Source organism: Amycolatopsis sp. (genome assembly GCF_035276945.1).
Taxonomy (GTDB): domain Bacteria; phylum Actinomycetota; class Actinomycetes; order Mycobacteriales; family Pseudonocardiaceae; genus Amycolatopsis_E.
In genome coordinates, this window is record NZ_DATELF010000108.1 from 56,700 (window position 1) to 73,831 (window position 17,132).

General features: G+C 65.6%; 21 protein-coding genes and 1 pseudogene. 8 read left to right on the top strand and 14 right to left on the bottom strand.

What is annotated here, in order from left to right; translation table 11 throughout:
* Positions 1-170: 170 nt before the first annotated feature.
* Positions 171-2,204 (top strand): carbon starvation CstA family protein, encoded by a 2,034-nt coding sequence (locus VJT49_RS19105; RefSeq protein ID WP_324166209.1) that lies wholly within the window; start codon positions 171-173, stop codon positions 2,202-2,204.
* Entirely contained in the window at positions 2,201-2,410 is a 210-nt protein-coding gene (locus VJT49_RS19110) for a YbdD/YjiX family protein (RefSeq protein ID WP_324166210.1), read from the top strand. The genes VJT49_RS19105 and VJT49_RS19110 overlap by 4 nt, the downstream gene beginning before the upstream one ends.
* A 256-nt stretch (positions 2,411-2,666) precedes the next feature.
* Here the strand turns inward: VJT49_RS19110 and VJT49_RS19115 are convergent, their stop codons facing one another.
* From VJT49_RS19115 to VJT49_RS19130, 4 genes are all read right to left on the bottom strand, one after another.
* A complete protein-coding gene (locus VJT49_RS19115) occupies positions 2,667-2,858 on the bottom strand; it encodes a hypothetical protein (RefSeq protein WP_324166211.1) in 192 nt (63 codons plus the stop codon).
* 318 nt (positions 2,859-3,176) lie between these two features.
* Complete coding sequence (locus VJT49_RS19120; RefSeq protein ID WP_324166212.1) at positions 3,177-5,090, bottom strand: KedN5 family methylcobalamin-dependent radical SAM C-methyltransferase; 1,914 nt, start codon at positions 5,088-5,090, stop codon at positions 3,177-3,179.
* Positions 5,087-6,409 (bottom strand): fatty acid desaturase, encoded by a 1,323-nt coding sequence (locus VJT49_RS19125; protein WP_324166213.1) that lies wholly within the window; start codon positions 6,407-6,409, stop codon positions 5,087-5,089. The genes VJT49_RS19120 and VJT49_RS19125 overlap by 4 nt, the downstream gene beginning before the upstream one ends.
* A 117-nt stretch (positions 6,410-6,526) precedes the next feature.
* Entirely contained in the window at positions 6,527-7,540 is a 1,014-nt protein-coding gene (locus VJT49_RS19130; protein ID WP_324166214.1) for a methyltransferase, read from the bottom strand.
* Between the two features lie 801 nt (positions 7,541-8,341).
* Here VJT49_RS19130 and VJT49_RS19135 point away from each other — a divergent pair.
* Genes VJT49_RS19135 through VJT49_RS35325 form a run of 4 tightly spaced genes read left to right on the top strand, consistent with a single transcriptional unit; the run spans position 8,342 to position 9,065 of the window.
* Positions 8,342-8,572 (top strand): TcmI family type II polyketide cyclase, encoded by a 231-nt coding sequence (locus VJT49_RS19135; protein ID WP_324166215.1) that lies wholly within the window; start codon positions 8,342-8,344, stop codon positions 8,570-8,572.
* A complete protein-coding gene (locus VJT49_RS19140; protein WP_324166226.1) occupies positions 8,529-8,756 on the top strand; it encodes a TcmI family type II polyketide cyclase in 228 nt (75 codons plus the stop codon). Before VJT49_RS19135 ends, VJT49_RS19140 begins: the two co-directional genes overlap by 44 nt.
* Positions 8,683-8,925 carry a beta-ketoacyl synthase N-terminal-like domain-containing protein gene (locus tag VJT49_RS19145; protein WP_414636028.1) on the top strand — a complete coding sequence of 81 codons (243 nt, stop codon included), beginning with the start codon at positions 8,683-8,685 and terminating at the stop codon, positions 8,923-8,925. The genes VJT49_RS19140 and VJT49_RS19145 overlap by 74 nt, the downstream gene beginning before the upstream one ends.
* Complete coding sequence (locus VJT49_RS35325; protein ID WP_414636029.1) at positions 8,904-9,065, top strand: hypothetical protein; 162 nt, start codon at positions 8,904-8,906, stop codon at positions 9,063-9,065. Before VJT49_RS19145 ends, VJT49_RS35325 begins: the two co-directional genes overlap by 22 nt.
* Here VJT49_RS35325 and VJT49_RS19150 read toward each other — a convergent pair.
* The 10 genes and pseudogenes from VJT49_RS19150 to VJT49_RS19190 all read right to left on the bottom strand — a co-directional run.
* Positions 9,027-9,140: pseudogene (locus VJT49_RS19150) on the bottom strand (hypothetical protein); the annotation flags it as partial. The gene VJT49_RS35325 and the pseudogene VJT49_RS19150 sit on opposite strands and share 39 nt — an antisense overlap.
* Entirely contained in the window at positions 9,137-9,337 is a 201-nt protein-coding gene (locus VJT49_RS19155; RefSeq protein ID WP_324166216.1) for a hypothetical protein, read from the bottom strand. The gene VJT49_RS19155 and the pseudogene VJT49_RS19150, both read right to left, overlap by 4 nt.
* Positions 9,285-9,515 carry an FAD-dependent monooxygenase gene (locus VJT49_RS35330; RefSeq protein WP_414636030.1) on the bottom strand — a complete coding sequence of 77 codons (231 nt, stop codon included), beginning with the start codon at positions 9,513-9,515 and terminating at the stop codon, positions 9,285-9,287. Before VJT49_RS35330 ends, VJT49_RS19155 begins: the two co-directional genes overlap by 53 nt.
* The gene (locus VJT49_RS19160) at positions 9,433-9,813 is read right to left on the bottom strand and encodes an FAD-dependent monooxygenase (RefSeq protein WP_324166217.1); all 381 of its coding nucleotides are present in this window, start codon (positions 9,811-9,813) and stop codon (positions 9,433-9,435) included. The genes VJT49_RS35330 and VJT49_RS19160 overlap by 83 nt, the downstream gene beginning before the upstream one ends.
* A 69-nt stretch (positions 9,814-9,882) precedes the next feature.
* The gene (locus VJT49_RS19165; RefSeq protein ID WP_324166218.1) at positions 9,883-11,568 is read right to left on the bottom strand and encodes an NAD(P)/FAD-dependent oxidoreductase; all 1,686 of its coding nucleotides are present in this window, start codon (positions 11,566-11,568) and stop codon (positions 9,883-9,885) included.
* Positions 11,569-11,698: 130 nt separating this feature from the next.
* Positions 11,699-12,151: a flavin reductase family protein gene (locus VJT49_RS19170; RefSeq protein WP_324166219.1), complete on the bottom strand. Its 453-nt coding sequence runs from the start codon at positions 12,149-12,151 to the stop codon at positions 11,699-11,701.
* Between the two features lie 177 nt (positions 12,152-12,328).
* The gene (locus VJT49_RS19175; RefSeq protein ID WP_324166220.1) at positions 12,329-13,021 is read right to left on the bottom strand and encodes a response regulator transcription factor; all 693 of its coding nucleotides are present in this window, start codon (positions 13,019-13,021) and stop codon (positions 12,329-12,331) included.
* Between the two features lie 18 nt (positions 13,022-13,039).
* Positions 13,040-13,753 carry a response regulator transcription factor gene (locus tag VJT49_RS19180; protein WP_324166221.1) on the bottom strand — a complete coding sequence of 238 codons (714 nt, stop codon included), beginning with the start codon at positions 13,751-13,753 and terminating at the stop codon, positions 13,040-13,042.
* A gap of 78 nt (positions 13,754-13,831) precedes the next feature.
* Entirely contained in the window at positions 13,832-14,524 is a 693-nt protein-coding gene (locus tag VJT49_RS19185; RefSeq protein WP_324166222.1) for an antibiotic biosynthesis monooxygenase, read from the bottom strand.
* A gap of 45 nt (positions 14,525-14,569) precedes the next feature.
* A complete protein-coding gene (locus VJT49_RS19190) occupies positions 14,570-16,048 on the bottom strand; it encodes an FAD-dependent monooxygenase (protein ID WP_324166223.1) in 1,479 nt (492 codons plus the stop codon).
* Between the two features lie 367 nt (positions 16,049-16,415).
* On the opposite strand from VJT49_RS19190, the gene VJT49_RS19195 reads away from it, so the two are divergent.
* Positions 16,416-16,676, top strand: coding sequence for a nuclear transport factor 2 family protein (locus VJT49_RS19195; protein ID WP_324166224.1), 261 nt, complete (start codon positions 16,416-16,418; stop codon positions 16,674-16,676).
* A 23-nt stretch (positions 16,677-16,699) separates the two neighbouring features.
* Positions 16,700-16,864: a hypothetical protein gene (locus tag VJT49_RS19200; RefSeq protein WP_324166225.1), complete on the top strand. Its 165-nt coding sequence runs from the start codon at positions 16,700-16,702 to the stop codon at positions 16,862-16,864.
* Positions 16,865-17,132: the final 268 nt, after the last annotated feature.

Genomic DNA, 17,132 nt, shown 5'->3' on the forward strand with positions numbered 1-17,132 from the left:
GGGCCGGGCAACTGTGAGTCAGACCCACCGAACGGCGGACCGAAGGAGCGCCGCGGGCCCGAAGCGGTCCTTTTCCGTTTGTTACGCCAGGTAAGGAGCGACCCTTGTCCAACACAGGCATTCCAAGAACCAGTGTGGCCCCGAGATTGATCTGGATCGGTGTCGCTCTGGTGGGCGCGGTTGTCTGGGGGACGATCGCGCTGTCCAGAGGCGAGCACATCTCGGCCGTCTGGCTGGTCGTGGCGGCCCTTGGGTCCTACGCGATCGCCTACCGGTTCTACTCGCGCTTCATCGTCCGGCGCGTGCTCGAGGTCGACGACAACCGGGCCACCCCCGCCGAACGGCTCGAGGACGGCATCGACTTCCAGCCGACCGACAAGCGGGTCCTGCTGGGCCACCACTTCGCCGCCATCGCCGGGGCCGGGCCGCTCGTCGGCCCCGTGCTCGCGGCGCAGCTGGGCTACCTGCCCGGCACGATCTGGATCGTGGTCGGCGCCGTGTTCGCGGGTGCGGTCCAGGACATGGTCGTGCTGTTCCTGTCGATGCGCCGGGACGGCAAGAGCCTCGGCCAGATGGCCCGCGACGAGATCGGCAAGGTCGGCGGCGTGGCCGCGCTCATCGCGCTGTTCACAATCATGATCATCCTGCTGGCGGTGCTGGCGCTGGTGGTCGTCAAGGCGCTGGCGGGCTCGCCGTGGGGCACCTTCTCGGTGGCGATGACCATCCCGATCGCGTTGTTCATGGGCTGCTACCTGCGCTACCTGCGGCCTGGCCAGGTGGTCGAGGCGAGCGTCGTCGGGGTGGTACTACTACTGCTGGCCATCGCCGGCGGTGGCTGGATCGAGCACTCCGCCCTGGCCGGCCTGTTCACCCTGAGTCCCAAGACGCTGGTGTTCTGCCTCGCCGGCTACGGCTTCGTCGCCTCGGTGCTGCCGGTATGGCTGCTGCTCGCGCCCCGGGACTACCTGTCCACCTTCATGAAGGTCGGGACGATCGCCCTGCTGGCGGCCGGCGTGCTGATCGCCGCGCCGACGCTCAAGACCGGCGCGACCACCCGCTTCACCACCTCCAGTGACGGACCGGTGGTCACCGGTGGCCTGTTCCCGTTCCTGTTCATCACCATCGCCTGCGGCGCCCTGTCCGGCTTCCACGCCCTCGTCGCCTCCGGCACGACGCCCAAACTGGTCCAGAAGGAATCCCAGGTCCGGATGATCGGTTACGGTTCGATGCTGATGGAATCCTTCGTAGCGATCATGGCGCTGGTCGCCGCGTGCGTCCTCGACCCCGGCCTGTACTACGCGATGAACTCCTCGTCCGGGCTGCTGGGGTCCACCGTGGCCAGCGCGTCGCAGGCGGTGTCGAAGCTCGGGTTCACCATCAGCCCGGACGAGCTTGACGCGGCGGCCAAGGCAGTGGGCGAGCAGACGCTCGTCGCACGAAGCGGCGGCGCGCCAACGCTCGCCGTCGGCATGTCGGAGATCTTCTCCGGCGTCTTCGGCGGCGCGATGAAGGCGTTCTGGTACCACTTCGCGATCATGTTCGAGGCGCTGTTCATCCTCACCACCGTCGACGCCGGTACCCGGGTCGGCCGGTTCATGCTCCAGGACATGCTCGGCAACGTCTGGAAGCCGATGGGCCGGGTCAACTGGCGGCCCGGCATTCTGCTCGCCAGCGCGGCCGTGGTAGTGGCGTGGGGTTACTTCCTCTACGCCGGCGCCACGGATCCGCTGGGCGGCATCAACCAGCTCTTCCCGCTGTTCGGCATCGCCAACCAGCTCCTGGCCGCGGTCGCCCTCACCGTCGCGACCACCTGTTTGATCAAGGCGGGCAAACTGCGCTGGGCCTGGGTCACCGGCATCCCGCTGGCCTGGGACGTGGCGGTCACCTTCACCGCCTCGTGGCAGAAGATCTTCTCCGCCGACCCGCAGATCGGGTTCTTCGCCCAGCGCGCCCGCTACGCCGACGCCGCGGCGGCGGGAAAGGTGCTGTCCCCGGCCAAGAACCCCGGCGACATGCACACGATCGTGGTCAACTCCACCGTGGACGGAGTACTCAACGCCGTGTTCGTGGTCCTGGTCGCGCTGGTGATCGGCAACGCGGCGCTGGTCTGCTGTCGCGTCCTCCGCTCCACCCGGCCACTGATCACCAGCGAAGCACCCTACGTCAAATCCACCATAGACACTCTCGCCGGTGGTCGCCGATGAGCCCGGTACACCCGCAACTCGCCCGAGCCCGCCTCATACGCGGTCTCCGCTGGTACCTCAAAGAGATCTCCGGGGCCGGGGCCTACGAACGGTTCGCCCAGCAGCACCGGCAGCAGCACCCCGGCACCCCCGTGCCCACCCGGCGGGAATTCGAACGACGGAAAACCCAGCGACGGGAGAACCACCCGCCGACCGGTTGCTGCTGACCACCTTCGCGCGAATTCCGGTTCGCGTCTTGACAACCGAAAGACGGTCGCCGCACGAACCTTTCAGCTCACACCGAACCGAAGGGATCAAGCGGCGACCGTCTTTCGTCATCACGGCCTCGTCTCGGGACGGGCGAACGACTGTGGATCGAACGGCGCCTCGCTGTGTCCAGTTGATCTTTCGGAAAGGGCGTAAGATGGTCACTGGTGGGCCCGGGAAATGGCTTGTCCGAAGAGCTGATGTTCGGGGTGTGAATCAGCCGCGCTGAACGATGGATTCGTTCCCCGGGTGTCCTCCCGGGCCCGCCGCCAGCGCCCGGTCGGCGTCACGGACCAGTTGGCGGTAGACCACATCGGACAGTTGCCGTTTCGGGCAGCGCATGGCTTCCTTCTGGCTCCTGCCTGCTGCCCTTTTGCGTTGATGGCAGACGCCGTACGCCGACGGCATGACCTGCCGACTCCTTGGGGCATTCCCCTGGGTCCTGCCGCGCCTGCTGCCGGCGCCGTACCTGATCGGGAGCCGCGGGCGCGCCAGGTACACCAACGTCAGGGGTGACACACCATCCGGCGCGCAGACCGCGGGAGGCGGGAAGACGGCGCCTGGCCAGCCCGCAGGCTCCTCGACGAAGTTCTCGCTCTTCGTGCGCCGTCTTCCGCGAAGCAACCATCGACTCAGGACGCTGAGTTCCTCATCGGAGGACAACCATCGGCTCGAGCTTCGGGCCCAGCATACCCGCACCCTACAACGTAATGGCGAATTGAGGGCTCACGACACAGAGGGCATTGAGCCCTGCTCGGTAGCATACGAACGTTCGACGCGGCCCATGTGCAACAGCGCTTCCTCGTGGTTGTCGATGTAGTCTTCCAGACCCAGCCGCCAGGCGAGATCGAACGTCGTGAGAGTCAGTTCGCCCGGATCGATTTCCTGTCCCGCGCTCAGTCTCGCCACGATCGCCGGCACGTCGGCCCGGAAGGTCGCGCTTCTCCGGTAGGTCATGGTCCCGTTCTCGTCCTTCGCCTCCGCCGCCTCGGGCGCGGCCTCGACGATGGGCAGCGTGAACAGGTCGAACCGGAACACCTCGTCCACCAGTTCCCGGTATTCCGGCCGGATCAGCGGCCGGATCTCCTCCGCCCACCACTCAGCGAGCAGTTCCCGGACCCGTAGGTCGAGGAACAGCGCGCGTACGGCGGAGTTGACGGCCGACGGCTCCACAACCGTGATCGGCTTCTTCAAGGGCTCCGCCGCGGAATCCGCACAGTCGTCGAACCACATCGCGAGCTTGAACAGAACCTGTGACTGGGTAAGTCCGGCGTACTGCAGCAGTGGTCGCCAGATGAACCGGAAGAACGAGTTCTCGGCGGCAGAGCGCGCCCATAACAGGAAACCCTGCATCTCCAGGTTCTCCTGCAAGGTCATGGACCTCGAGGCGAGGACGTACTCGAAGTCGTCCGACTCGCCCCTGGCCGTGATCAGGCCGAATACGTCCCGCCTTTCCGAATAGTCGGTGTTCGGGAGTACCATGAGCGGGTAGGTCGCGATCCTCGGGACGTAGCGGGCCAGCTCGTCGTAACCGCGCAGGAACGATTCCTTGGTCTCTCCTGGAGCACCCCAGATTATCTCGGCGTAGCATTCGAGCCCCTCGCCTTGCAGCCATTCGGCGAGGCTTTTCCAGTCGTTCAGCTTCATGTTGCGGCGATTCATGAGCTGGAGCGCGTCCTCGTGGAGCGTCTGCAGGGCCACGGTGAACGAACTGTGCAGCCCGGCGTCCTTCATCCTCCGGACGATTCGGTAAAACAGTTCCGACTTGTTCTTCGCCCACGACGACTCGATCGCCCGGGGGAAACCGGTCCGCTCACGGATTTTGATCACGTCCTCCAGGAACTCCTCGTCGGCCACCTGCATGCCGAAGTTCGCGTCGCACAGCACGAGCGAGTGCACCTCGTAGTGCGCGAACATCTCCACCTCGGCGACCAGGCGCTCCCGCGGGAACCTTCTGATCTTCTGACCGATCGCACCACCCCAATAGCAGAACGCGCAGTGGTACGGACAACCGCGGTTGGTCTCCATCAACGCGACGTCGTAGCGGAACCGACCCATTCGGTTCACCATCGGGACGGCCCCGCTGAGAAACGGCGAGACGATCGATCCGAGGTCCGCGGTGCCGACACGTTTCTCCGTCGTGACGGCGGTGCCGTCGGGTTGCCGGAAGGAGATGCCCTTGATGGTGTTCCCGTCCGGTTCCGGAAATGTTCCCCTGAGCCGCGCGTGCAACAGTTCGGGGAACGTCGTCTCACCTTCGCCGTTGACGATGACGTCGACCTCGGGACTCAGGCGGAACACCCGGTCGGCCTGGTTCGCGACGTGTGTGCCGCCGAGCACGACCAGCCCCCCCGGATTCAACTGCCTGAAGGTTTCGGAGATCACGAGCGCTTCCCGGAAGTTCCAGCCGAACACGGAGATGGCCAGGACATCGGGGACCTGCTCGGCAAAGATCTCGGAGATGGCGGAACCGACCGGCGTGCCACCGCGAAGGTTGACGATGACCGTCTCGAACTCGTCGTGCAGGACCTCGTCGGCGTCGACAGCGGCTTTCACGTACCCGATGGCCAGCGGCATCGACTCGAGAGGCATGGCCCACACGCCTTGCTGCACCAGTGTCACACGCTTGCGGCACGTCATCGGGGACTCCTACGCCAGAATTTGAGCCTGCGCACTATCGCGGGCGTAAAATCGGGAAACGGTTCCGCGTTGTCCGGTCTGGGGGCGGCGGACATCCGGGTGAACACACGATCGATCGCCTCGCCGAGCGACCACGCGTGCGTGTGCGGGAAGTTCTCGAATCCGGGGCACCCGTTGCAAACGTGATCGAATCGTTCATAGGTACTACTCGTCCATGTCTCCGTGCGGGGGTGCCGGTGGTGGTGGTCGTGATGCACCGAGTCCCCTGGGAGCACGGCCACCCGCACGGGCAGGTGATAGAACAGCAGCCGCCCCCACCACCGGGCCCAGCCGGTCATACGCCGCCGGAGGGGCAGCGTGCGATCGGGCGCGGAGTCCAGGAGGAACCGGCTCTGCTGCAAGAGCACCAAGCGGACCCGCGCGGGCTTGTCCAGCAGGGTTCCCCAGTGGTGCTCGCTGAAAGTTCCGAGCAGACCGGTGATGTTGAAAACCACGAAAAGCGGAACAACGTAGGACAGCAGCAACGACTCCATCAGGTCGAGGCGGTACGCGACGGCGACGAGCGCGGCGGCATAGGCCCACACCGCGATCCGCCGGGGCCACGGCTCCTGCTTCTGCCAGTCCCACAGCCGGTATCTGGTGTACAGAAGGTATGTCCGAGGGGACAGGATGAGCCAGGCGAGGCGACGGTAGTAGTAGCTCTTCGGCATCCCTGGCGAAAATCCGAGGGACATGAACACGGCCTCCTTGTCCTCGTAGGTGCACATCGCCCGGGTGTGATGACTTCGGATGTGCTCCTTTCGATACGAGTCCAGGGACGACGAGAAGGAGATGATGGATATCCAGAATGCCAGCACCCGGTTCAGGCGTTTTGACCGGAACAGGGTGTTGTGGGTCGCGTGATGGAAGATGTTGAACAGCGCCCAGGTCCGGCCGGCGAGCACGAGCCAGAGGACCGGAAGGACGAACCAGAGTTCGGTCACCACTGCCAGGTGCGCCAGGACGACCGCGACGGCGAAGCCGCCGAACGCCTCCAGTGTGTACGCCACCTTTCCGCGCTTCACCAGCTCCTGCTGACCACGATGAGGGCAGCCGCTCACCCAGGTTACCGCCGCCTCCAGCAACACCGCGACGGGACGCGGGAACATGCGCCGGATCGCCCGGCTGACGGACTCGCGAACCTCGGTCGTGAGGTTGCGGGACCGCTCGACGAAGGCCCTCTCCTCACGCCCCTGCGCGGTTTCCGGCGCGCTGTGGCCGACCTCCAGGAAAGGGTCCCAGAAATCCTGCTCGTCCACTGCCGTGGCACGCTTGAGCATGCGTACTCCCAATTCGCGATGAAATCCATGAAGTCTTCTTCAGCATCGCCTGCAGCGGCATTTTCTGGTGCCGCCTCATGAACTGGTCAATCTCTCAGAACCTCCAGAAAGGAATGGTCAGGCCGCGACGGCGACGACGACACTGGCCGGCGCAAGCGGCGCGACAGTGCTGGAATGACGTAGTCCCGCCTTCTCCAGCAAGGCCGCGAGCTCGTCCGCCCGGCGGACTCGTCCCCTGGTCATCGTCATGATGATGGTGTCGACCGACTTTCCGGCATGCGGTTCATTGCCCTCTGGAACCACCGGCCCGATCAAGATCACCTGACCATCGGGATCCATCGCCTCCCGGATGTTGCGCAGCACCGCGACGGCCTCGTCGTCGCTCATCTGGTGCACGATGTTGGAAAGCACATGGGCATCGCCGGCCGGAATGGAGGAACGATAGTCTCCGCCGACGATTTCGGCACGGTCGGCCACACCCGCCGCGGCGAGAACCGCGGTCGCGCCCTGCACGACGTGGGGCTGATCGAACACCACGCCACGCATCCGCGGATAACGGCTCAGCAGGGCGGCGAGCAGATGTCCGTGCCCGCCCCCGATATCAACCAGGCGCCGGACCTTCGACAGGTCGTAGGCCCCGATCGCTTCGCGCTGCATGGGATGGGTTCCGTTGAACGTCGCGGTGTTGAACAACTGCGACATTTCTGGCCGCTCCGTCAGATACGAGTACAGATCCTTGCCGTGCGCATAATCGAACGCCGGCTCCCCGGTTCGCACGGTGTGACCGATCTTGGCGAAGGCGTCGAGCATGAACGGCTGGCCCTGAATGCGGAACAGGTCGCGCAGGGAACCGTCGCGCGACCGGAGGGTTTCGGCCAGTTCGGTGAGCCCGAAGACTCGCGGCTCGACCTCGGCGAAGATTCCCTTGCTCGCGACCGCGCGCAACGCCCGGTACAGGCTGTCGGCATCGGCGCCGGTCCGCATCGCGATCTCCTCGATGGGCAGCGGTTCGTCGGCCACCTCGTCCGCCACTCCGAGTTCGGCGAGCACGCTGACCAGCAGTGAAATCCGCAAGCCGTGGTAGAACTCCATCATCTCAACGGTCTGAGGCGTCACCTTGACCGCGTTCATGGGCACTTCTGGTGGCATACTTCGTATTCCTCTCGGACATACCTTTCGGGCCGAAATTCCGCCAAGCCGGCCCGCGCTCGCGAGAATCACAGGACCGACACCGAGCAAGGCGAATACCTGCTCACGCCAGTACGGTCATCGTTTCATTCTGCATCACCAGGAGCGAAAACAAGAGAAACTTTGAGAAGAGTTGACGCTCGCTGACCAGAATTGACAGTTACCTCGGCCCGTCCAGCGCCATGGCCAGGGCACGGCGACCCGGACCGGCCGGCCGTAGCACGCCGGTACCGCCCCGCGCGGGGAAATCCAGCGACGGTTCCAATACGTCGGTAAACACTTTTGACCCATCCATTCGTCTCCAAAAAGTGGGGCGAGGCCCGGCCGGCGTTTCCGAGAAAATCTCGATCTCCCCAGTAGGCGCCGACCGGGCGTCTCGCCGTGTCCGCGCCTCGGCGAACCCTGCCCGGCCGGGCAGGGTTCGACCCTTCCCCAAAAGGCAGGTGCACTCCGGATGGCAGCGGCCCTGGCCGGCAATCGGCGGGATCTTCCCTGAAAGCGCCGTGTCTTCGCCAAGATGACCGGGACACTCTTTGCAGTCGGCTCCGACCTTGCCACGCTTGGTGTCGCTGGCCGTAGTGTGTCCTGAAGCCGGAGACGACGACACTCCGGGTCCACATGCGACACGCTCACTCGCCTACGTACAGGCCATGCCGAACCGGTCCCGGGCCGTGCCCGCGGACCGGTTTCTTGTGCCCGGCATCCGTTTCGCCTCCGGCGATCTGGCCGAGAAAGTAAGGGAGAATGCACAGCACGCTGATCCAGGAACGACTGAAACCGGATTCCAGCGAAAAGGTAGCCGTTCTCTTCGGCGCCTTCGACGAATCCGAGATGCCATACCGCATGGGGACGAGGCGCCGCCAACTTTTCCACTACAAGTGGCCTCTGTTTCCACCCCCAAGACTTCACCGAGGACAACGGCGGCGAAGCCATCGCGCAGGTGCGCACCGACCCCAGGTTCATCAAGATCAGTGACGACCTCAGACCCTTCATCGAGGCCTACGATCCGAAGATTTGGCGCTCCCCGCCGACGCCATGGCGACCCGCTTCCACCGCTGGGAAGCGTCGGCGTGACGGGGCGATGTGTGGCCATCACCGGCGTCGGCGTCGGCGCGCCGGGCGGAATCGGCGTCAAGGACGTCTGGAGCCCGCTCACTGACGGCCGCACCGCGGCACGAGCGATCACCTTGTTCGATGCGTCGCCGTTCCGCTCCCGCATCGCGGCGGAGATCGATTGTGATCCGGGGGTCCACGGCCTGCGCCCCAGGAAATCCGGCGAACCGACCGCGCCGCGCAACTGGCGATTGTGGCGGCTCGAGAAGCGGTGATGGGCAGCGGTATCGAGTTCGCGACGCTGGATCCACATCGGGTCGGCGTTGCGATGGGCAGCGGGCAGATGAACGTGCGCGGCGTCGCCGGCCAGCAGCACCCGCCCCCGCCGATACTCGGTCACCAGACGCGCCGCTGAAGGCGCTGGTCCACAGTGACCTCGCGGGACTGATGTCCTCGCCGGTGAGCCGTTTCCATGCCTCGGCCACCTCACCGAAGTCCGGTGGCCCAGAACGCTTCTTCGGCCGGTTTCCCAGCTCGCACACGACCGTGCACGTCTCCGACGGGTGCCGACATGGCCATCCCGCCGGGGACGGACTCCCCGATGGGGCGCGGACGCATGTCGCAGCCGGTGACGTCAGCGAGGAACATCTCCATCGTCGGCTCCGCGCCGGGGATCAAACCCCGCAAGCCTGCGCACCGTGCTGCGTCCGCCGTCACAACCGACGAGGTAGGCGCAACGCGGCTGCTCCCTGCCGTCCGGACCGCTGACCTCGATGGTCACTTCATCGCCGTCGGCGGCGAGCCCTACGAGCGCGCACCCGCGCCGGATCGGCACGCCCAACTCGGCGATCCACTCCCCCGGCACGGCTTCCGTGCGCGACTGCGGGACGTCCCTGACGCTCCGCGCCGTCGAGCAACCCGAAATCGACCGGAAGACCCCCGAAGTGCCCGGCGCTGCTGGTGACGATGTCGCCGAAGCGGCCGAGTAGTCCACGTTGCTGGAAGACCTCCATGGTACGCGGGGCGAAACCCAGCCCGCGGGACTCACGGGTGGGCGTTTCCAGGCGCTCGACGACCAAAACGTCGAGCCCGGCCAGTCCCAGCTCACCGGCGAGCATCAGGCCCGACGGCCCGGCTCCGACAACGACAACGGGTACGTCCATCGATCCTCCCACCTCCGCGAGGTCCGCATCCCGGCCGGAAACGTGGCGTGGCCTTGACCTTTCCCCGCGCTAGAACAGCTTCGAGCGCTTGAGCCGCGCCTTCACCACGTCGAGCCCGTTCCTGGCCATGAGGTCGAACGTTTCGGGGTCGCCGTGCCGACGCGCCCAGAACAGCATCCGAAGAAACTTGACCGGATCCGGGTGCAGGAATCGGACGTCTCGTTCGGCGAACCCGAAATGCTTCGGGACGAAGTTGGCGGCTCCGATCCGGTCGTAGAGCAGGTCGGCCGCCTCTCGCGGCGTCGTCAGACCCGCTTCGACGGCATCGCACTGTTTCACCATCGTTTCGTGCAGTTCGGCGAAACCGTCGTGATCCGGCCAGTACAGGCCCGGATATGGCGCGTTTTCCAGGTCCCGGAAATGCTGGTCACGACCGTCCCGGCGGTACCGGCTCAGTGCCCGCTGCAGGCGCAGCACCCCCGAGTTCGCACCAGAGGCCCAGATCCGGAACACCGCGGTCCACAGATCGTAGTCGCACCAGGAGATGAACGCCGAGTTGACAAGGGTGTCGTTGTAGTCGAAAAGCCCTTGCTGGAGGCGCTCGACATACTCGAACCGATCGACCGAGAAGTCGCCGTCCTTGACCGAGCGAAGCAGCCGCCAGGCGATCACGTTGATCGCCTCCGTCGTGTTCGACAGTCCACGGGAGAACAGCGGATCGATGTTGCCCGCCGCGTGGGCCAGCAGGAGCCAGCCATCCCCCACCGTCCGTTTCGACGAATACTGCAGCCGGTCGGTCGAAATCCATTCCCGGACCGGTTTCATTCCCTCGAACTGGCGCACGATGTCGGGGAACGGTGCCGCGAGGGCGTGGAAATCCTCCTCAGGGCTGGCATTCTCAGGCTTCGGGTAGCGACGCGGGTCCACCGTCATGCCGACGCTGCACAGCGGGTTCGCGGAGATCTTGTTGTTGTCGAACGCGATGACCCACGCCCAGCCATGCTCGAAAACGTGGTGCACCGTTCCCTCGTACCAGGGCACCGGCGGGCGTTTCCCGGCCGGGACGTGACTGAACAGACGATCGGTCGGCACGACGTTCAGCGCATGGTTCCAGATCGACCGCGAATGGTGCTTGAACCGGCACGGGTTCTCCCGGAGGCCGAACTTCTCCGCCACCGGTGATCGGAAACCGCTCGCGTCGACGAGATAGCGCCCACGGTACTCGCCGTTCCGGCCGGCTATCGTGACCCCTGAACCGTCGAAGTCGATATCGGTGACCAGGAAGTTCTGACGGGTGGCGCAACCGTATTTGACGGCGACGTTGAACAGGTAGGAGTCGGTGTCCTGACGGAACAGGTGCGCGGCTTCGTGCAGCAGTTGCCGGGGGGTGTTGAACTGGTTGACTTCCTCGGGATCCTGGGGCGTTTCCTCGTGGTGCAGGAGGAAGCCGAAATGCCGCTTGACGCCGAACCGCTGGCCGATGGTCCTGGTAATACCGGTGAAAGTGGCGAGGTTGGCGATCTCCGGAACGTCGTAGCGTTCGGCCAGGGTGCGCATCGACACCAGGGTGTAGGGGATCGTGGACTCGCCGATCGCGAACCTGGGGTGCGACGCGGAGTCCACCAGCAGGACCTGCACACCGTGCCGTGCCAGAATCGCACCCAGTAACGACCCCGCGATACCGGAGCCGAGAATCACCACATCGTAGATCGACTTCTCGTCGGCTTTCGCCGCGTCGTCGCGCGCTTCGACCATTTGCTCCTCCATTGCGGCGCCTGTGTCTTCATTATTTGGTTGGATTCACGCGGCCACAAGACCGGGATGGCACTCGTTCGTCAATTCTCTGTGAGGTATTGGTCAATACGCTTTCTGGTCGCTTCCGTGTTCAATCCTCACGAAACCGGACGTAGCCGCCCCGCCAGTACCCCAGCGGATCCCTGTTCGAGTCGACCGATCCACCGATCAGCCGGCCGAGTACGATCACGTGGTCTCCGGCGCCGATCAGGTCGTGCACCACGCATTCCGCGTGCGCCAAGGTTTTGTCGAGGACCGGCATGCCGGTCACCGCGCCCGGCCGCCACCGCACGCCGGAGCACTTGTTCTCGGCCTGGCTGGCGAACAGTTCCGATACCCCGCGCGCCTGGGAATCCAGGATGTTCACGGCGAAACTTCCCCGTTGCCGCAAGGCGTCGAGGGTACCGCTGCCGGTGCTCACGCAGGACAGCAGCAACGGCGGATCGGCCGACACACTGCACACGGCGGAGCAGGTCAGGCCACGGGCACACAGAGCGGGGCCGATCGAGGTGACCACGGTGATCCCGCTGGCGAGCGAACCCATGATACGGCGGAATTCCTCACAGGAGACGTTTCCCGGGACAGGATTTCGCGCACAGCGGTCCGGCTCTGTCGTGTCCCCGGTTCGGCGCGCCCACGATTTCGGCACCATCAACCCCCTCCCCGTTGGCTCCGGCGAGCGGACCGGCCCTGGTATGTGACGGGTGAAATGCCGTTTTCATCAGCCGGAGGCGCTCCGCCGCCCGCGCGGTCCGGAGGATTTCCGAAAACGGAACCCGTATCCCCGCACGGTGACGATCGTCGACCGTCCCAGTTTGCGGCGCAGGTTGTTGACGTGGGTGTCGAGCGTGCGGGAGGAAGCCGTGGTGTCTCCTCCCCAGACCCGTGTCGCGATCTCGGCGCGGGAAACGGCGGAATCCGTGTTCGCCAGCAGCCACAGGAGGTCGAACTCCTTCCTGGTCAACGGTATGGTCTGCTGGTGCAGCGATACCTCGCGGGTGCGCAGGTCGATGCGCAGCGGCCCCAGCTCCATCCGGACCCCCTTCGGTGAACCGGTGACCCTGCGCATCACCGCATCCACTCGTGCGACCAGCTCGATCGCATGCATGGGCATGACGAGGTGGTCATCGCAGCCGACCATCAGCGCCCGCACCCTTTCATCCTCGTTGTCGGAGTCCGACATCGAGATCAGGGCGGTGTCGTGGCGTCCCGCGATCTCGGCGAGCCGATCAAGGCTACCGCGCGCGAAACCCGCTTTCGCACAGGGTTCGAGGCAGAGCAGAACGAGATCGGCCATGGGCGCCCGGTCGATCAGGGACCGGCCGGGTCCGGCCATGGCCACGCTCCAGCCATGGCCTCGCATGATCAGGGACAGTTCTTCGCTTCGGCAGTCACAAGCGATCTGCGCTCGCATCAAGGCTCCCGAGTGGGTTCACACAACCTGGGGTAGCGGCACCCGACGCGCTCCGGCGGGCACGGGATCATCTGTGCCCAAGGCTATCCGGAAGCCGACCCCTCGCACGGTCTCGATGGTCGCGACCTGCCCGAACTTCATCCGCAGGCTCCGGATATGCACGTCGATCGTGCGAGTCGCGCGGGCCCACTTGTCCTCCCACACCGAGCGCATGATCTGCCGGCGGGTGAACACGATCCCTGGCCGCGACATGAGGAGTAGGAGCAGGTCGAACTCCTTGCGGGTAGTGCAGATGAGCCGGCCGTCGACGAACACCTCCCGAAGCCCCGGGTCGATGCGCAGAGAGCCGTGCTGCAGCACGGGAGACGGTGTCGTCCGCGGCCGGGTCCGCCGCAGGATCGTGTCCGCGCGGGCGACCAGCTCGGCCATGGGAAACGGGTGGATCAGGAAGGCGTCCGCACCCGCACGCAGGTAGATGACCCGTTCGAGGTCGGAGGCCTTCAGTGCGGTCACGATCACCGGCACCCGGTTCTGGTACCGGATCCTGCGGCAGATCTCGACGCTGTCGAGATCGGGCAGCCGCACGCCGAGGATGACCAGATCGACCGCCGTCACCAGGTCGCACACCTTGGCAGTCCCGGCTTGGATGATTTCAAACCCGTGCCGTTTTGACGCTGACCCGACAACAGCGCGCACGAGTGCATCGTCACCCGCGACGAGGATCTTGGCCACGTTCCGCTCCGAACTGTTCAGACAGGCATACCGGCCTGGATCGCCCAGGCCCGGAAACTCCCTCCAGCTCTTCCGTGATCACGGTGCCGAACGAGTGTGGAGCACCCGGTACGAGTTGCTCTCGCTGAACGTCACCAGCGACGCCAGCCGCGCCGCTGCCTTTCGCCGGCAGTCGGTCTGGTCGCTGTCCGGCACCGCGCGAAACGTGTCATACGATTCCTTGTCGTCCCACTGCGAATACGCGACCGCGAAAGCACCGTCGAGCCCTCGTGCCCCTTTGCCACGCAATACCGCGTGCGCCCGGTAGCCCGGCACCTCGGACATCCAGTCCTGCCCCGGCCCCAGGACGTCGACCAGTTCGTCCTGGTTCTCGTTCACCACACCGAACAGTTCGATCACGGTGTAGTCCGCGTTCGCCGGCGACATCTCGACGCCCGCGCCTGGTGAGGACCCATGCTGCGTGAACACCACGGTGGTCTGCAACAGCTTTATGAACGTCGTGATCTCGCGGAACAGCGGCAGCGTTCGGTGCTTGAACTCCTCGCCCGCGTACCTCGCCTCCAGGTCTTCCCCACTGCGCCACAGGATGACGTTCGCGGTGCCCGGACGACCGATTCCACTATGTACCGTGCTGGAGATCCAGCCGGGGTAGGCCGCGGCGTCGACGATCTCGCGCATCGCCCGGAGCAGCTGTTCCTGTTTTTTCATGGAGTCGGTGGAAAACAGGTTGAGGACGGTCAGATGGGCGTTTTCGGTGGAAAGGATGGACATTTTCTCCTCATTGAGATTCAGGAACCTGGGGGCGTCGGGCAGCGGTCAGCGTCTCTTGCCGGGCTCGCCGAACCAGCGGGTCAGGGCATCGGTGAGGCCGTCGCCGCCGGCACCTTCCGCGGTGGTCCAGGCGACGTAGCCGTCGGGGCGCACCAGCAGGCCGTCAAGGGGCGCTTCGCAGTCGCGCAGGTCCGCGGTGACAATGTCGACCCGATCGGACCATCCCGCCGCGATGCGCCGCAGTTCCGGGTCATCGGCGAGGTCGAGCAGGACACCACGACCCGCGTGCAGGAACTCGTAGCTGGTCGTCTTCCCCCCCGCCACCACCAGCTCCCGGTTCGGCAGGCGCCCGCCCAACAGCGGGTGCTCCCCCGGACCGACGTCGTAGCGGATGTCCAGACCGCTGACCATGCCGACGAGATGCCGCCGGACGTCCTGGTAGACCATGAGCTCGGCGAGGATGTCGCGCAGCGGCTGCATCTCGTCGCCGCCGAGATAGAGCATGCCCTGCGCCAGCGTGTTGGCCACCAGGCGAACTCCGACCGGGTGTCGCTCCGCATGATATGTGTCCAGCAGACCGGGCGGAGCGTATCCGCGTACCTGGGCGGCGAGCTTCCAGCCGAGGTTGACCGCGTCCTGAACGCCCGCACTCATCCCCTGGGCCGCGATCGGAAGGTGAATATGGGCCGCGTCGCCGGCGAGGAACACCCGTCCCTCGCGGTACCGGGATGCCAGCCGGCTGGCATTGGTGAACCAGCTGACCCACAATGGTTTGGCGGCGTGAATGTCCTCGCCGGTCAACCGCTGGTAGGCATCGGCGACCTCGGTGAAGCTGGGCGCCTGCTGACGTCCTTGCGGCCGGTTCCCGTGCTCGTGCAGGATGATACGGCTGGTGTCGGGCCCGGCGGGCAGCACCATGACCATCCCGCCCGGCACCCGCTCGCCGACAAAACGGGGCCGTAGCCGACAATTCGTCACATCGGCCAGCCACACCTCGACGTCGCCGTCGCGACCGGGAAAGTCGATGCCGGCAAGCCGCCGGACGGTGCTCCAGGCGCCGTCACAGCCGGCCACATAAGCGGCGCGCAGGCGCTTGCGGCCCTCAGGGGTGGCCACGTCCACGGCAACCCCGTCGTCGTCGCTGTCGAGCCCGACGACCTCGTGGCCGCGATGTATCCGGCCGCCGAGGTCCTCGACCCAGTTACCCAGCACACGTTCGGTGACCGACTGGGGGATACCCCGCGCTCCGAAAGAACCTCCTTCGACCACCCGGTAGTCGACGAGCAAACCTCCGAAGTGGCCGATCGGGATGGTGTCGACCGAACCGAAAAGCGGCAACAACCCACGCTGGTCGAACTCCTCGATCGTGCGCGCCGAGAAACCCAGGGCGCGTGATTGGCGCATCGGCTCGGGTAACCGGTCGACCACGACGACCGAAACGCCGGCCACGCGTAGTTCCCCCGCGAGCATGAGCCCGGCCGGACCGGCTCCCACGACGATTACGTCAGCGTCAAAGCGCCCCATTGACTCCTCTTTCGGCCGGTGATCCGAGCAACAACTATTCACGCTCCTGGTTGCGGCGGTGTCCAGGGGTTTCCGAGTATGGCGGAGAGGATTGCTTGGAATGCGGCGATCTTGCGTTGCGGGCTGCGGAGATGTAGCCGCGGATGCGGGCCCGGGCACTCGCGCCGGTGTCGGAGCGGTGGGTGCCCGGAGATCTTGATCGTGGTCCTGGTGGCCCGTAGGTCGCGCTTGGCTCGGAGCGCAGCACGCCGGTGTCCCTATCGCGCAGGCGCTCCAGGAGGTTACGGGACAACAGGATCATGAAAACTCTCGTCAAATCACGACAAACTCGCTTGGTCGCCGGGCCGCGGCAGATCACCCTCTGGACATGACCACCAGCCACTTCAACGCCGAGGTCGGCAGCCTTCTCGACCGGTATCTGCTCAGCCTGGACGACGACAAGCTCGACGACGAATGGGCGAGCGGTCTGTTCACCACCGATGCCCGCGTCGAGTTCCCGGTCGGGCGGCACGAAGGTATCGGCGGACTCGCCGAGTTCCACCGCAACGACCTGGCGAAGTTCGAACGGACGCAGCATCTCAACCCGGCCGCCGTGGTTACCGAGCTCGAAGACGGCCGGCGTCACTGAAGGCCAACGTCATCGCCACGCATGTGCTCCCCGGCGCGGGCCAGGCCGTGAGCGGCGCGGTCCCGGCGCCGTTCACCATCGGGCTCCTCGCCACCGGTGAAGCCCGTCGCACACCGCGGGGCTGGCGGCCGAGCCTGCTGTCGTTCCGCATGATCTGGTCCGCCGGCAGCCTCCCGCCCTTGGGCTGACCCGACTTCTTTCCGGTAACGTCACCATTCACTTTTCCTGGATCTTCCGGGAGCCCGGCGAATCGTCGCGAAGCCCTGACATTCGACCGGTTGCCCGCGAGTATCGGCGCGGTCCAGCCCGCTCCGCGGGCGTATCCGACAAACGGCCGGACCAACTGATTCAGGCGCCCGTATCATTTGACTAGAAGAAACATTTTTCGCAGCTCTCGCGATCGATCAGGCCTTCCGTTCCGAATGGTGATGGCAATCAATACCGTGGATGACGTGC